Below are 15,652 nucleotides of genomic sequence, written 5' to 3' on the forward strand. Positions count from 1 at the left end.
CGCGAAGGTGGTCGTACCGTTGGTGCCGGCGTGGTTGCCAAAATCATCGAGTAATAGCTCGGTGTTAAAGGCGGGCTTAGCCCGCCTTTAATTGTTTCTAGGCCAGTAGTTCAATTGGTAGAGCGTCGGTCTCCAAAACCGAAAGTTGGGGGTTCGAGTCCCTCCTGGCCTGCCATTTTTGTCATTTGTTTGATTGGGTTGTGAGCAGAATGAGTACAAAAGCCGAGCCAAAAGAGTATCGCCTTGATGTCGTAAAGTGGCTGTTGGTGATTGCTGTCGTGGCGGTAGGTGTGGTGGGTAACTCCATGTACTCTGCGCAGCCGCTGTTGTATCGGGTTCTGGCGCTGTTGGTGCTGGGGGCTGTTGCGTTGCTGGTTGCTTTGCAAACTGCTAAAGGCAGTGCGCTGTGGCGTCTACTTCAGGAGTCTGTGGTTGAGGTGCGCAAAGTTGTGTGGCCTACACCGCAAGAGACAAACCAAACAACCTTATTGGTTGTGGTTGTGGTCGTTATAATGGCGTTAATTCTTTGGGGGCTGGACACTTTGTTCGGTTTCATTGCAGCCAAAATAATAGGGTAGGTGACTCATGGCGAAACGTTGGTATGTAGTGCACGCCTATTCTGGTTATGAAAAAAAGGTAGCTGCCTCTCTGCGCGAGCGGATCGAGCGCCACCAGATGGAAGAGTTGTTTGGCGATGTGTTGGTCCCCACTGAAGAAGTGGTGGAGATGCGCGGCGGGCAAAAGCGCAAAAGTGAGCGCAAGTTTTTCCCGGGTTATGTGCTGGTGCAGATGGAGTTAAATGATGACTCCTGGCACTTGGTGAAAGATACCCCGCGGGTTATGGGTTTTATTGGTGGTAAGGCTGACCAGCCTGCCCCTATTACCGATAAAGAAGCTCAGGCCATTCTGCAGCGGGTCGACGACTCGATTGAGAAGCCTAAGCCTAAGACTATGTTTGAGCCGGGCGAGATGGTCCGGGTTACCGATGGTCCTTTCAATGACTTTAATGGTGTTGTTGAAGAAGTTAATTACGAAAAGAGCCGCCTGCGTGTTGCTGTGCTTATTTTCGGTCGCTCTACTCCAGTAGAGCTGGAGTTTGGTCAAGTCGAGAAGGCTTGATCGCTCTGACAGTAAGATTTTTATTGCCCTTCCTTTGCTTATGGCAGAGGGGGGTTTTTGCGTCCTTGAGTGGTAAATCTACTCAGGTAATCGGGGAGCCAGTGACGGGCGATGCAAATTGCCTTGAGGCGTTAACCACCCATTTTTGGAGAGTGATATGGCTAAGAAAGTAACAGCCTACATCAAATTACAAGTTGGTGCAGGTAAAGCAAATCCAAGTCCACCAGTTGGTCCGGCGTTGGGTCAGCACGGTGTAAACATCATGGAGTTCTGTAAAGCGTTTAACGCACAGACTCAAGGTATGGAAGCTGGTGCGCCAGTTCCTGTTGTGATCAGTGTTTATAGCGATCGCAGCTTTACCTTTACCATGAAGACTCCTCCGGCTTCTTACTTGTTGAAGAAAGCCGCTGGCATCAAGTCTGGTTCTAGCAACCCTAACACCAAAAAGGTCGGCAAGGTAACCCGCGCTCAGTTAGAAGAGATTGCGACTACCAAAGAGCCTGACCTGACCGCGGCCGATATGGACGCCGCAGTGCGTATCATTGCCGGCTCTGCCCGTTCAATGGGTCTTGATGTGGAGGGTGTGTAACATGGCTAAATTATCTAAGCGCCAGCGCGCTATCGCTGAAAAAATTGACCGCAATAAGCTGTACAGCGTAGCGGATGCCGTGAACCTGCTGAAAGAGATTTCTAGCGTTAAGTTCTCAGAGACCATTGACGTTGCGGTAAACCTGGGCATCGACCCACGTAAATCCGATCAGTCTGTGCGCGGTGCAACTACCCTGCCTAACGGTACCGGTAAAGATGTACGCGTTGCTGTTTTTGCGCAGGGCGCAAACGCCGATGCGGCAAAAGAAGCCGGTGCTGACTTAGTCGGCATGGATGAGCTTGCAGCTGATGTTAAAGCGGGCAAGATGGATTTTGACGTGGTGATTGCGTCTCCGGATGCCATGCGTGTGGTTGGTCAGTTGGGTCAAATCTTAGGGCCTCGCGGCCTGATGCCAAACCCTAAAACTGGCACCGTAACTCCAGATGTGGCCACAGCGGTTAAGAACGCTAAAGCCGGTCAGGTACGTTACCGCGCCGATAAGGGCGGTATCATCCACGGCGGCATCGGCAAGCTGACTTTTGAAGCCCAAGCTATTCAGGAAAACCTTGAAGCGCTGCTGAATGACCTGAAGAAGGCCAAACCAGCAACGGCTAAAGGTGTTTATTTGAAGAAGATCGCACTGAGCACGACCATGGGTCCAGGCTTGGCGATCGACGTATCTTCACTGGCTGTATAACGGTCAGAACGAACTTTGGGGTCTGCGCTTGCGCAGGCCGTCAAAGACCGTAGGCGACAGGTCGCAGTTGGGTTTGTCTTAATATTAGCCTACGCAGACGGTGGACCCTCTTCGGCTGAGCCGAATGAATTCACCGATTCATGACTGCAAGATGATGGTTGTCTTGTGGTAGTTAAGAAAAACGACAGTTTGTAACTGTCAAACCCAGGAGAAATCCCGTGGCATTAGGACTTGAAGGTAAGAAAGCGATTGTCGCTGAAGTCCAGGAAGCTGCGAAGGGCGCTCTGTCAGCGGTTGTTGCCGATTCACGCGGCGTAACTGTAGACAAAATGACTGCCCTGCGTAAAGAGGCTCGTGAGAACGGCGTTTGGTTGAAAGTCGTTCGTAACACACTGGCCCGTCGCGCTGTTGAAGGAACCGATTACGAGTGCTTAATTGAAAGCTTCGTTGGTCCTACCTTGATTGCGTTTTCTAGTGAGCACCCAGGTGCTGGCGCGCGTATCTTACGTGAGCACGCTAAAGGAGACGATAATCTTGAGCTTAAGTCTGCCGCCTTTGAAGGTGAGCTGGTTGATATCGGTATGTTGGCAACGCTGCCGACTTACGACGAAGCCGTGGCTAAGCTGCTGAGCGTGATGAAAGAAGCTTCTGCTGGCAAGTTGGTTCGCACTTTGGCGGCCGTTGGCGACAGCAAAGAACAGGAAGCCGCTTAATTAGCAGCTTTACTCAACGTTTAATTGAGCCAATGGCTCAACACAGATGGGAATTTGAACATGTCTGTTTCTAAAGAAGATATCATCGAAGCGATTGCTGAGATGTCAGTAAAAGATGTTGTAGAGCTGGTTTCTGCAATGGAAGAAAAGTTCGGCGTATCTGCTGCAGCTGCTGTTGTAGCTGGTCCTGCTGGCGATGCTGGCGGTGCTGCTGAAGAGCAAACCGAGTTTGACGTTATCATTACCGGTGCTGGCGAGAAGAAAGTTAACGCCATTAAAGCCGTTCGTGAAATCACCGGCCTTGGCTTGAAAGAAGCTAAAGCAATGGTTGAAGAAGCGCCTAAAGCTATTAAAGAAGGTGTTTCTAAAGAAGACGCTCAAGCTGCTCTGGCTAAGCTGGAAGAAGCCGGTGCTACCGGTGAGCTTAAGTAAGCTTACTTGCGTGCACTACGTCTGACACATGCGGTTAGACGTCAGGCTGGTGGGTTTTCCCGCCAGCCTTTTTCCGTTTTCGGCCATTAATTTGGTCAGGTAACAGCAAGGTTACCGTTGGCTGTTGAGCACCGAGTTTACCGGTCCGCTTGCAGCTAGGATAGTTTAGCGAAACGCTGCGGCGTTTCAGAGGCTTCACAGCCCGATCCGTGAACAAGCTGGGGAATACAGATGGCTTACTCATATACTGAGAAAAAACGTATCCGCAAGGACTTTGGCAAACTGCCACACGTCATGGATGTCCCTTATCTATTGGCGATTCAGCTGGATTCTTACAGAAAATTTACCCAGGCCGATGCGTCTGGTGAAGAGCGTTTTGACGTAGGGCTACACGCTGCCTTCCGCTCTGTATTCCCAATTGTCAGTTACTCTGGCAATGCCGCCCTAGAATACGTTAGCTACGTGTTGGGCAAGCCCGCATTTGACGTTAACGAATGTATTTTGCGTGGGGTTACTTACTCGGCGCCGCTGCGCGTTAAAGTTCGACTGATTATCTACGATAAAGACTCAGCGAACAAAGCGATTAAAGACATTAAAGAGCAAGAAGTCTACATGGGCGAGATTCCGCTCATGACTGAGAATGGTACTTTTGTTATCAATGGTACCGAGCGTGTTATCGTCTCTCAGTTGCACCGCTCACCCGGTGTTTTCTTCGACCACGATAAAGGTAAGACACACTCATCTGGCAAGCTGCTGTATAGCGCCCGGATTATTCCTTACCGCGGTTCGTGGCTCGACTTTGAATTCGATCCTAAAGATCTCGTATTTGTTCGTATCGACCGTCGTCGTAAATTGCCTGCGTCTATCTTGTTGCGTGCGCTGGGCTTTAGTACGCAAGAAATGCTCGATATGTTCTTTGAGACCAGCTCCTTTACCCTGGGTGCCGACGGTCAGTTTACCTTTAAAGTGGTCCCGTCGCGCCTGCGTGGTGATGTGGCGACTTTTGATATTAAAGACAACAAAGGCAAAGTGCTGGTTGAAGAGGGCCGCCGTATTACCGCGCGTCATATTCGCCAGCTAGAAAAAGCCGGTGTTGACGAAATGGCCGTGCCCGCCGACTACTTGTTGGGCCGTGCCTTAGCAAAAGATATTATTGACTCCGATACCGGCGAAGTGCTGCTGGAGTGTAACACCGAAATTACCGCCGACACTTTGGATGTGTTGGGTAGAGCCGGTGTCGATACTATTGAGACCCTGTACACCAACGAACTGGACTGTGGCCCATTTGTTTCTGAAACATTGCGCGCCGATCCAACCCGTACGCAATTAGAAGCGCTGGTAGAAATCTACCGCATGATGCGTCCGGGCGAGCCGCCAACCAAAGAGTCGGCCGAAGCCCTGTTTAACAACCTGTTCTTCACCCAAGAGCGCTATGACCTGTCGGCCGTAGGCCGCATGAAGTTTAACCGTCGTCTTGGCCGCGAAGAAGAGTTTGGCGAAGGCGTATTGTCTAATGACGATATCGTCGATGTCATGAAGACCCTTATCAATATCCGTAACGGCGCCGGTGTGGTGGATGATATCGACCACTTGGGTAACCGTCGTATTCGCTCTGTGGGTGAGATGGCCGAAAACCAATTCCGCGTTGGTTTGGTTCGTGTTGAGCGCGCTGTTAAAGAGCGCTTGTCGATGGCAGAAAGCGAAGGCCTGATGCCGCAAGACTTAATCAATGCCAAGCCTGTGGCCGCTGCAATTAAAGAGTTTTTTGGCTCTTCGCAGTTGTCGCAGTTTATGGATCAGAACAACCCGCTGTCTGAAGTGACGCACAAGCGTCGTGTTTCGGCGTTAGGGCCTGGTGGTCTGACCCGTGAGCGTGCCGGCTTTGAGGTGCGCGACGTGCATCCGACTCACTACGGTCGTGTTTGCCCAATTGAGACGCCAGAGGGGCCAAACATTGGTCTGATTAACTCGTTGGCGACTTACTCGCGCACCAACAGCTACGGCTTTTTGGAAACCCCGTATCGCCGTGTTAAAGACGGCCAGGTAACCGACGACATCGAATTTTTGTCGGCGATCAACGAAGCTGAGTTTGTTATTGCTCAGGCATCGGCCAAGCTGGACGAAAGTGGCAAGCTTATCGAAGATCTGGTTTCGGTGCGTCACCGCAGTGACTTTACCCTGAAGAGCCCGGCCGAAGTTGAGCTGATGGACGTTTCGCCGCGTCAGGTGGTGTCGGTGGCGGCCTCTTTGATTCCGTTCCTCGAGCACGATGATGCTAACCGCGCCCTGATGGGTTCCAACATGCAGCGTCAGGCAGTACCAACCCTTAAGGCTCAGAAGCCTCTTGTGGGTACCGGTATGGAGCGCAATGTTGCGGCTGACTCTGGTGTGTGTGTGGTCGCTAAACACGGCGGTGTGATCGATCGTGTGGATGCTGGCCGTATCGTGGTTAAAGTACACAGTGATGAAGTTGAGGCCGGCGATGCTGGTGTCGATATTTACAACTTGATCAAGTACACCCGTTCAAACCAGAACACCTGTATCAATCAGCGCTCTATCGTCAATGTTGGCGATGTTGTACAGCGTGGCGACATCCTGGCCGATGGTCCATCGGTCGACATGGGTGAGTTGGCGCTGGGGCAGAACATGCGTATCGCGTTTATGCCCTGGAACGGTTACAACTTTGAGGATTCGATCCTCGTCTCCGAGCGCGTGGTTCAGGAAGATCGTTTTACCACCATTCACATTCAAGAGCTGACTTGTATCGCTCGTGATACCAAGCTTGGTAGTGAAGAGATTACCTCGGATATTCCGAACGTCGGTGAGAATGCCCTTAATAAGCTAGATGACTCGGGCATCGTTTACATCGGTGCTGAGGTGGGCGGCGGTGACATCCTGGTGGGTAAAGTTACCCCTAAAGGTGAAACCCAGCTGACGCCAGAAGAGAAGCTGCTGCGCGCAATCTTTGGTGAAAAGGCCTCGGACGTAAAAGATACCTCGCTGCGTGTGCCTTCCAGCACCAAGGGTACGGTTATCGATGTTCAGGTATTTACGCGCGACGGTCTGGAAAAAGATCAACGCTCGCAAGAAATTGAAAAAGCTCAGCTCGACGAAGTTCGCAAAGATCTGAACGAAGAGTACCGCATCATGGAGGCGGCAACTCTGGATCGCTTGCGCTCAGTTATCCGCGGCGAGAAAGTAGCCGCCGGTAAGGGCGTTAAGAAAGGCGATGTTTTGTCCGATGAGGTGCTCGACGATCTGGAAACAGAGCAGTGGTTTAAGCTGCGTGTTTCTGACGATGCGCTGAACGAGCAAATTGACCTGGCCGAAGAGCGTCTGGCCGAGTGCCGTAAAAACCTCGACGAGCGCTTTGAAGACAAGAAGCGCAAGCTTTCAACCGGCGATGACTTGGCTCCAGGCGTACTGAAGATCGTTAAAGTGTACCTTGCTATTAAGCGTCGCATTCAGCCAGGTGACAAGATGGCTGGTCGTCACGGTAACAAAGGTGTTATCTCGGTCATTATGCCGATCGAAGATATGCCATACGACGCCAACGGCGAGCCGGTAGATATCGTACTCAACCCTCTGGGTGTACCGTCGCGGATGAACGTAGGTCAGATCCTCGAGACTCACCTGGGGATGGCGGCCAAAGGTCTCGGTGTAAAAATTGACGAGATGGTTCGCCAGCAAAAAGCGGTTAACGAAGTGCGCGGCTTTTTAGAGACGATCTATAACGAAACCGGTGATGTATTTGCCAAAGAAGATCTGGCAAGCTTCAGTGATGATGAAGTGATGGATCTTGCCAATAACTTGCGCGATGGTGTGCCTATGGCAACACCGGTGTTTGATGGTGCTAAAGAGCATGAAATCAAAGCGCTGTTGCGTTTGGCGGATATCCCTGACTCGGGCCAGATGCAATTGTACGATGGTCGTTCAGGCGATCCGTTCCAGCGTCCGGTCACTGTGGGTTACATGTACATGTTGAAGTTGAACCACTTGGTCGACGACAAGATGCACGCCCGTTCGACAGGCTCTTATAGTCTGGTTACTCAGCAACCGTTGGGTGGTAAGGCGCAATTCGGTGGCCAGCGCTTCGGTGAGATGGAGGTTTGGGCTCTGGAAGCATACGGCGCCGCCTACACCTTGCAGGAGATGTTGACCGTTAAATCGGATGACGTAGCGGGCCGTACCAAAATGTACAAAAACATTGTTGACGGTGACCACCGTATGGAGCCAGGTATGCCTGAGTCCTTTAACGTTTTGGTTAAAGAGATTCGTGCCCTTGGCATCAATATGGAACTGGAACAAGACGATTAATCGTCCGTCTGATACTTAATCGGTAAGCGCGGGGGTAAGGCCCCCGCCCATTGTGCAAATTGCACTTACTGGAGCCCACTGGAGGAAGTGCCTTGAAAGACTTACTTAATCTGCTCAAGTCCCAGGGACAAGTCGAAGAATTCGATGCGATCCGTATCGGTCTGGCATCACCAGAAATGATTCGCTCTTGGTCGTTTGGCGAAGTTAAAAAGCCTGAGACCATTAACTACCGTACTTTTAAGCCTGAGCGCGAAGGCTTGTTCTGTGCCAAAATTTTTGGCCCGGTAAAAGACTACGAGTGTTTGTGCGGCAAGTACAAGCGCATGAAGCACCGCGGTATTATCTGTGAAAAATGTGGTGTTGAAGTTACCTTGGCCAAAGTACGCCGCGAGCGTATGGGGCATATCGAGCTGGCAAGCCCGGTTGCTCACATTTGGTTCTTAAAATCTCTGCCAAGCCGTATCGGTTTGTTGCTGGATATGACCCTGCGTGATATCGAGCGCGTGCTGTACTTTGAGTCGTATGTTGTGACCGATCCGGGCATGACCACGCTTGAGCGTGGCCAGTTGCTGACGGACGAGCAGTACTTTGAGTCGATGGAAGAGTTTGGTGACGAATTCGAAGCCCTGATGGGCGCCGAAGCAATCAAGAACTTGATGTCGGCGATCAATCTCGAAGAAGAGATTCAGTACCTGCGTGAAGAGATCCCGAACACCAACTCCGAAACTAAGATCAAAAAGTTCTCTAAGCGCCTGAAGCTGCTAGAGGCTTTCCACTTCTCGGGCAACGATCCAGAGTGGATGGTGATGGAAGTTTTACCCGTGTTACCACCGGATTTGCGTCCGCTGGTGCCGCTGGATGGTGGCCGCTTTGCGACTTCAGATCTTAACGATCTGTACCGTCGGGTGATTAACCGTAACAACCGCCTGAAGCGCCTGCTGGATTTGAATGCGCCTGACATCATCGTGCGCAACGAAAAGCGTATGCTGCAGGAGTCGGTTGATGCGCTGCTCGATAACGGCCGTCGCGGTCGTGCGATTACCGGCTCTAACAAGCGTCCGCTGAAATCTTTGGCCGACATGATCAAAGGTAAGCAAGGCCGCTTCCGTCAGAACCTGCTGGGTAAACGTGTCGATTACTCTGGCCGTTCGGTTATTGTGGTAGGCCCGACTCTGCGTCTGCATCAGTGTGGTCTGCCTAAAAAAATGGCACTTGAGCTGTTTAAGCCGTTTATTTTTAGCAAGCTTGAATTGCGTGGCCTGGCCACGACTATTAAAGCCGCCAAGAAAATGGTTGAGCGTGAAGAGGCTGTCGTTTGGGATATTCTGGACGAGGTTATTCGCGAGCACCCGGTACTGCTTAACCGTGCTCCGACCCTTCACCGTCTTGGTATTCAGGCGTTTGAGCCGGTACTGATTGAAGGTAAAGCGATTCAGCTGCACCCGCTGGTTTGTGCTGCGTATAACGCTGACTTTGATGGTGACCAAATGGCGGTACACGTACCGCTGACATTGGAAGCGCAGTTAGAAGCTCGCGCCCTGATGATGTCGACCAACAACATTCTGTCGCCCGCTTCTGGTGAGCCTATCATCGTACCGTCACAAGACGTGGTATTGGGGCTGTACTGGATGACCCGTGAGCGTATTAATGCTCAGGGTGAAGGCATGGTGTTCGCCGACATTGAAGAGGTTTCGCGCGCTTACTATGGTAAGCAGGTTGATCTTCAGGCGCGCATTAAAGTGCGTATTCACGAGACCATCGTGGGTGCCGAGGGCGAAAAGCAAAGCGACGTGCGCATTGTCGACACTACCGTGGGCCGCGTTCTGTTGTGGGATATCGTCCCGGAAGGTATTCCTTTTGAGATGATTGATCGCCCGATGGTTAAAAAGGCGATTTCGGCTGTTATTAACCACTGCTATCGTGTGGTTGGTTTGAAGTCTACCGTTATTTTTGCCGATCAGCTGATGTACATGGGCTATGACTTCTCGACGAAGTCGGGTTCATCGATTGGTGTGAACGACTTTGCCATCCCAGATGAAAAGTACGAAATTGTTGCCCGCGCCGAAGGCGAAGTAAAAGAAATTGAAAGTCAGTTTGCGTCTGGTCTGGTAACTCAGGGCGAGAAATACAATAAAGTCATCGATATCTGGTCACGTGCTAACGACCTGGTTGCCAAGTCGATGATGGACGGTATCAGCTTTGAAAGCGTGATTAACCGCGATGGCGAGGAAGAGCAACAAACTTCGTTTAACTCGGTTTATATGTACGCCGATTCAGGTGCTCGTGGTAGCCCGGCGCAGATTCGCCAGTTGGCGGGTATGCGTGGTCTGATGGCTAAACCAGATGGCTCGATCATCGAAGCGCCTATTACGGCAAACTTCCGTGAAGGTCTGAACGTAGGTCAGTACTTTATTTCTACGCACGGTGCCCGTAAAGGTCTGGCCGATACCGCACTGAAAACGGCTAACTCGGGTTACCTGACTCGTCGTTTGGTGGATGTTGCGCAAGATTTGGTTGTGACCCACGCTGACTGTGGTACCGACGAAGGCCTCGAGATGGCTCCGGTTATTGAGGGTGGCGACGTTATTGAATCGCTGGGTGATCGCATCCTGGGTCGTATCGTTGCCCGTGATGTTGTGCGTCCCGGTAGCGATGAGATTTTAGTCTCGGCCGGCACCATGATTGACGAAGCCTGGGTTGAGCGCGTTGAAGGTATGGGGATCGATGAAGTGCTGGTGCGCTCGCCGATTACCTGTGAAGCGCGCACTGGTATCTGCTCTATGTGTTACGGGCGTGATCTGGCCCGTGGTCACCGCGCCAATATTGGTGAGTCGGTGGGTGTTATCGCCGCTCAATCGATTGGTGAGCCAGGTACCCAGCTGACTATGCGTACCTTCCACATTGGTGGTGCGGCATCGCGAGCGTCTGCGGCAGACAACGTACAGGTTAAGCAAGAAGGTACGGTGCGTCTGATCAACATTAAAGTTGTGTCGAATAAAGCCGGTAACCTGGTGGCGGTATCGCGCTCTGGTGAGTTGGCTGTGGCCGATGCCTCAGGCAGTGAGCGTGAGCGCTACAAAATTCCTTACGGTGCTGTGATCTCTGTTAAAGACGGTGAGAAAGTTGACGGCGGTCAGGTTATTGCTAAGTGGGATCCGCACACTCACCCGATTATCACCGAGGTGGCGGGTAAGGTTAACTTCTCGGGTATGGAAGATAACCTCTCGGTGCGTCGTCAAACTGACGAGCTGACAGGTCTTTCCTCGATTGAGGTTATGGACCCGTCGGAGCGTCCGTCGGCCGGTAAGGACATGCGCCCTGCTATTACCCTGACTGACGGCAACGGCAATGACCTGTGCTTGCCGAACACGACGATGCCAGCGCATTACCTGCTGCCTGCTCACGCTATTTTGAGTATCAGCGATAATGACGACATCGAAGTGGGTGACGTACTGGCTCGTATCCCGCAAGAAGGTTCTAAAACGCGTGATATTACCGGTGGTCTGCCACGTGTGGCCGACCTGTTTGAAGCGCGTAAGCCTAAAGAGCCGTCTATTTTGGCAGAGATCTCGGGTACCGTAACCTTCGGTAAAGAGACCAAAGGCAAGCGTCGCTTAGTGATTACCCCAAGCGATGGCCAGCCGCTGGACGATGGCTCAACCCATTACGAAGTGCTGATTCCCAAGCACCGTCAGCTGACTGTGTTTGAAGGTGAGCAAGTTGTGAAGGGTGAGGTTGTATCGGATGGCCCGAGTAACCCGCATGACATCCTGCGTTTGAAAGGTGTGGAGGCTCTGGCGAGCTACATCACCAATGAGATTCAGGACGTTTACCGCTTACAGGGCGTAAAGATTAACGATAAGCACATCGAAACCATCGTGCGTCAAATGCTGCGCAAGGTTGAGATCACCGGTATGGGTGACTCGAGCTTCGTAAAAGGTGAGCAGGTTGAGTTTACCAATGTGCTGATCGAGAACGAGCGTCTGCGCGCCGAAGACAAGCAGCCTGCGCGTTTTGAGCGTCAGTTACTGGGTATCACCAAGGCATCGTTGGCGACCGAGTCGTTTATTTCGGCGGCCTCGTTCCAGGAGACCACACGGGTACTGACCGAAGCGGCGGTAACCGGCAAAAAAGATGGTCTGCGCGGCCTGAAAGAAAACGTTGTTGTTGGGCGCTTGATCCCAGCCGGTACGGGCCTTGCCTATCACGCAGAGCGTAAGCGCGTACGTGAGGAGCAGCTCGAATTAGCTGAAACAGGTGTAAGTGCGGAAGATGTCGAAGCGGCATTGACCGAAGCGCTTAAGTCTAGCAGCGAGTAAGATTGGCCCCACGGGGCCAACAAGGCCGGGTTGGGTGGTCGCCCATAGGGTGATTTTTGCTCAATTCTGTCTTGACGAGAGTGGGTGGCGTCATTACAATGCGCCACCCACTTTCTTTGAAGTGGGGGGATGGCACGTTTGTCCTCTATTAACGAGCCTCATTTGAGGCGTTTATATATCTGTGGAGTTTATTTTCATGGCAACGATCAACCAGTTGGTTCGTAAGCCGAGAAAACGTAAGGTTCAAAAGAGCGACGTTCCTGCTCTACAAGCTAACCCGCAAAAGCGTGGCGTATGTACCCGCGTTTACACCACTACACCGAAGAAGCCGAACTCAGCACTGCGTAAAGTATGTCGTGTTCGTCTGACCAACGGTTTTGAGGTGACCTCCTACATTGGTGGTGAAGGGCACAACTTGCAAGAGCACAGTGTAGTACTTATCCGTGGCGGTCGTGTAAAAGACTTGCCTGGTGTGCGCTACCATACTGTTCGCGGTTCACTGGATACTGCCGGTGTTAACAACCGTAAACAGGGTCGTTCTAAGTACGGTACCAAACGTCCTAAGTAAGCCTCGCGCTGACTCAAGACATACGTTTTCGGTCTAGAACCGAGTAAGGCTAAGCGCAGACCACCTAAGGTGGAAGTCGTCTTAGACAAATCCTGAAGAGAGGCTATTAAAATGCCAAGAAGAAGAGTTGTCGCGAAACGCGAAATCTTGCCGGATCCAAAATACGGCAATGTTACTCTGGCAAAGTTCATGAACCACGTGATGATCAGTGGTAAAAAAGCCGTTGCAGAAAGCATCGTATACGGCGCTATGGACATTGTGAAAGAAAAGCTTAACCGCGATCCCATCGAAGTTTTCGATGAAGCGTTGGAAAACATTGCTCCACTGGTTGAGGTTAAATCTCGCCGTGTGGGTGGTGCTACCTACCAAGTGCCTGTTGAAGTGCGTCCAGCACGTCGCTCGGCGCTGGCAATGCGCTGGTTGGTGGATTACTCGCGTGGCCGGGGTGAAAAATCTATGCCCCAGCGTCTGGCGGGTGAGCTGATTGACGCTTCGCAGAACAAAGGTTCTGCTGTTAAAAAGCGTGAAGATGTACACCGTATGGCTGAGGCCAACAAGGCGTTCTCTCACTTCCGCTTCTAAGTTTGTAAGCGGTGAGAAACAAAAGGCAGCTATCATGGCTGCCTTTTACCATTTGAGAATCAGAATTCGGGGATTACAGCCGTGGCACGTAAAACTCCAATTGCACGCTACCGCAATATCGGTATTTGTGCCCATGTGGATGCTGGCAAAACAACGACCACCGAGCGCGTTCTCTTCTATACTGGGCTGTCCCACAAAATTGGTGAAGTACACGATGGCGCCGCGACCACCGACTGGATGGCGCAGGAGCAAGAGCGTGGCATCACCATCACCTCCGCTGCGGTAACCACCTTTTGGAGTGGTATGCGCAAGCAATACGATGAACATCGTATTAACATTATTGATACCCCCGGACACGTTGATTTCACCATTGAAGTAGAGCGCTCGTTGCGCGTACTGGATGGGGCTATTGTGGTTCTGTGTGGCTCTTCTGGAGTACAACCTCAGACCGAAACCGTATGGCGCCAGGCCAACAAGTACCACGTGCCGCGCATGGTGTTTGTCAATAAAATGGATCGTACCGGTGCCAACTATATGCGCGTTGTCGAGCAGTTGCGCGAGCGCCTGGGTGCCAATGCCGTCCCCCTGCAAATGACCATCGGCTCGGAAGACGAGTTTAAAGGGGTGGTCGACCTGGTTAAAATGCAGGCGATTCTCTGGAATGAAGACGATCAGGGCATGACCTTTGATTACGCAGAGATTCCTGCCGAGTTGCAAAGCACTTGCGACGAAATGCGTGAGTATTTAGTGGAGGCTGCGGCCGAAGCTGATGACGAATTAATGAATAAGTACCTGGAGGGGGAAGAGCTCTCCGAGGATGAAATTAAAGCCGCGCTGCGTAAGCGCACATTGGCGAATGAGATTGTCCCGGTATTGGGCGGCTCGGCCTTTAAAAACAAAGGCGTGCAAGCGGTACTGGATGCGGTTGTTGAGTACCTGCCGGCGCCCAATCAGGTTCATGCCATTGAGGGTGTGCTGGAAGATGGCGAGACTGTCGAAGCGCGAGAGGCTGATGACAACGCCCCCTTCGCAGCCCTTGCCTTTAAAATTGCCACCGACCCATTTGTGGGTACCTTAACCTTCTTCCGGGTGTACTCCGGCACCTTAAGTACCGGCGATACTGTGTTTAATCCGGTAAAAAGTAAGAAAGAGCGGGTTGGCCGAATGGTGCAAATGCACGCCAACGATCGCCAGGAAATTAAAGAAGTTCTCGCGGGCGACATCGCGGCCGGCATTGGCTTTAAAGACGTTACCACTGGCGATACTTTGTGTTCGCCCAAAAGCATCATTACGCTTGAGCGGATGGAGTTTCCCGAGCCAGTAATTCATGTGGCGGTTGAGCCGAAAAGCCAGGCCGATCAGGAAAAAATGGGTGTGGCGCTGGGTAAGCTGGCACAAGAAGACCCCTCGTTCAGTGTCAAAACCGACGAAGAAACCGGCCAGACTATTATTGGTGGTATGGGCGAGCTGCACTTAGACATTATTGTCGATCGTATGCGCCGCGAGTTTAACGTCGAGGCCAATATCGGTAAGCCGCAGGTGGCCTACCGCGAGCGTATTACCAATACCTGTGAAATCGAAGGTAAGTTTGTGCGTCAATCGGGCGGCCGGGGACAGTACGGTCACGTGTGGCTCAAGTTTGAGCCGGCCGATGATGACAATGCCGAAGGTTTGGTGTTTGTGAACGAGATTGTTGGCGGCACAGTACCTAAAGAATATATTCCGGCCGTTAGTAAGGGCATCGAAGAGCAAATGCAAAACGGCGTGCTGGCGGGTTACCCATTGCTGGGTCTAAAGGCCACGCTGTTTGACGGCTCGTTCCACGATGTTGACTCGAATGAAATGGCCTTTAAGATCGCAGCTTCTATGGCCACAAAAAAATTGGCAGAAGACGGCGGTGCGGTGTTACTTGAGCCGATGATGAAGGTTGAGGTGGTAACGCCTGAGGCCAATATGGGTGACGTGGTGGGTGATTTAAATCGCCGCCGTGGTGTCATTCAGGGTATGGATGAAAGCTCCATGGGTAAAGTTGTTAATGCTGAAGTACCGCTGGCAGAGATGTTTGGGTATGCTACCGATTTACGCTCCGCAACTCAGGGCCGTGCCACTTACAGCATGGAGTTTTTGGGTTATGTTGAAGCGCCTAAAAACGTCACCGAAGCGGTAATGGCGAGTTAGCAACGTGTAAGTGAATAATTGATTCTGATTGATTCATTTTAGAGGAAAGTAAAGTGGCTAAAGAGAAGTTCGAACGTAATAAACCCCACGTCAATGTGGGTACCATCGGTCACGTTGACCACGGCAAAACCACTCTGA

At 51.8% G+C, this 15,652-nt stretch carries 12 protein-coding genes and 1 tRNA gene; all 13 read left to right on the top strand.

Translation table 11 applies throughout. The features are described 5' to 3' along the window. Nucleotides 1-99: 99 nt before the first annotated feature. Nucleotides 100-175: transfer RNA gene (locus AAC019_RS16530), tRNA-Trp, on the top strand. A gap of 34 nt (nt 176-209) precedes the next feature. Further along, the gene (gene secE, locus AAC019_RS16535) at nt 210-578 is read left to right on the top strand and encodes a preprotein translocase subunit SecE (RefSeq protein ID WP_041524456.1); all 369 of its coding nucleotides are present in this window, start codon (nt 210-212) and stop codon (nt 576-578) included. Between the two features lie 7 nt (nt 579-585). Continuing rightward, nucleotides 586-1,119: a transcription termination/antitermination protein NusG gene (gene nusG, locus AAC019_RS16540; protein WP_041522336.1), complete on the top strand. Its 534-nt coding sequence runs from the start codon at nt 586-588 to the stop codon at nt 1,117-1,119. Nucleotides 1,120-1,276: 157 nt separating this feature from the next. Continuing rightward, nucleotides 1,277-1,708 carry a 50S ribosomal protein L11 gene (rplK, locus tag AAC019_RS16545; protein ID WP_339900386.1) on the top strand — a complete coding sequence of 144 codons (432 nt, stop codon included), beginning with the start codon at nt 1,277-1,279 and terminating at the stop codon, nt 1,706-1,708. Between the two features lies 1 nt (nt 1,709). Then, nucleotides 1,710-2,405 (top strand): 50S ribosomal protein L1, encoded by a 696-nt coding sequence (gene rplA, locus AAC019_RS16550; RefSeq protein ID WP_339900387.1) that lies wholly within the window; start codon nt 1,710-1,712, stop codon nt 2,403-2,405. A 218-nt stretch (nt 2,406-2,623) separates the two neighbouring features. After that, entirely contained in the window at nt 2,624-3,118 is a 495-nt protein-coding gene (gene rplJ / locus AAC019_RS16555) for a 50S ribosomal protein L10 (protein ID WP_339900389.1), read from the top strand. Nucleotides 3,119-3,178: 60 nt separating this feature from the next. Next, nucleotides 3,179-3,550 carry a 50S ribosomal protein L7/L12 gene (rplL, locus tag AAC019_RS16560; protein WP_339618140.1) on the top strand — a complete coding sequence of 124 codons (372 nt, stop codon included), beginning with the start codon at nt 3,179-3,181 and terminating at the stop codon, nt 3,548-3,550. Nucleotides 3,551-3,781: 231 nt separating this feature from the next. Then, nucleotides 3,782-7,867: a DNA-directed RNA polymerase subunit beta gene (rpoB, locus tag AAC019_RS16565; RefSeq protein ID WP_339900392.1), complete on the top strand. Its 4,086-nt coding sequence runs from the start codon at nt 3,782-3,784 to the stop codon at nt 7,865-7,867. Between the two features lie 92 nt (nt 7,868-7,959). Beyond that, complete coding sequence (gene rpoC, locus AAC019_RS16570) at nt 7,960-12,186, top strand: DNA-directed RNA polymerase subunit beta' (RefSeq protein WP_339900394.1); 4,227 nt, start codon at nt 7,960-7,962, stop codon at nt 12,184-12,186. A 196-nt stretch (nt 12,187-12,382) separates the two neighbouring features. Further along, a complete protein-coding gene (rpsL, locus tag AAC019_RS16575; protein ID WP_041524457.1) occupies nt 12,383-12,754 on the top strand; it encodes a 30S ribosomal protein S12 in 372 nt (123 codons plus the stop codon). A gap of 111 nt (nt 12,755-12,865) precedes the next feature. After that, nucleotides 12,866-13,336, top strand: coding sequence for a 30S ribosomal protein S7 (gene rpsG / locus AAC019_RS16580; protein ID WP_041522343.1), 471 nt, complete (start codon nt 12,866-12,868; stop codon nt 13,334-13,336). A gap of 81 nt (nt 13,337-13,417) precedes the next feature. Then, entirely contained in the window at nt 13,418-15,514 is a 2,097-nt protein-coding gene (gene fusA / locus AAC019_RS16585) for an elongation factor G (protein WP_339900396.1), read from the top strand. Nucleotides 15,515-15,567: 53 nt separating this feature from the next. Next, a partial coding sequence (locus AAC019_RS16590) for a GTP-binding protein (RefSeq protein ID WP_003292966.1) occupies nt 15,568-15,652 on the top strand: 85 nt, incomplete at its 3' end.

This window comes from uncultured Gilvimarinus sp. (genome assembly GCF_963975215.1).
Lineage (GTDB): Bacteria > Pseudomonadota > Gammaproteobacteria > Pseudomonadales > Cellvibrionaceae > Gilvimarinus.

What these genes read in the sequence shown, in the direction of transcription:
- secE (WP_041524456.1), top strand. Translation starts at nt 210, where the DNA reads ATGAGTACAAAAGCCGAGCCAAAAGAGTATCGCCTTGATGTCGTAAAG.
- nusG (WP_041522336.1), top strand. Translation starts at nt 586, where the DNA reads ATGGCGAAACGTTGGTATGTAGTGCACGCCTATTCTGGTTATGAAAAA.
- rplK (WP_339900386.1), top strand. Translation starts at nt 1,277, where the DNA reads ATGGCTAAGAAAGTAACAGCCTACATCAAATTACAAGTTGGTGCAGGT.
- rplA (WP_339900387.1), top strand. Translation starts at nt 1,710, where the DNA reads ATGGCTAAATTATCTAAGCGCCAGCGCGCTATCGCTGAAAAAATTGAC.
- rplL (WP_339618140.1), top strand. Translation starts at nt 3,179, where the DNA reads ATGTCTGTTTCTAAAGAAGATATCATCGAAGCGATTGCTGAGATGTCA.
- rpoB (WP_339900392.1), top strand. Translation starts at nt 3,782, where the DNA reads ATGGCTTACTCATATACTGAGAAAAAACGTATCCGCAAGGACTTTGGC.
- rpsL (WP_041524457.1), top strand. Translation starts at nt 12,383, where the DNA reads ATGGCAACGATCAACCAGTTGGTTCGTAAGCCGAGAAAACGTAAGGTT.
- rpsG (WP_041522343.1), top strand. Translation starts at nt 12,866, where the DNA reads ATGCCAAGAAGAAGAGTTGTCGCGAAACGCGAAATCTTGCCGGATCCA.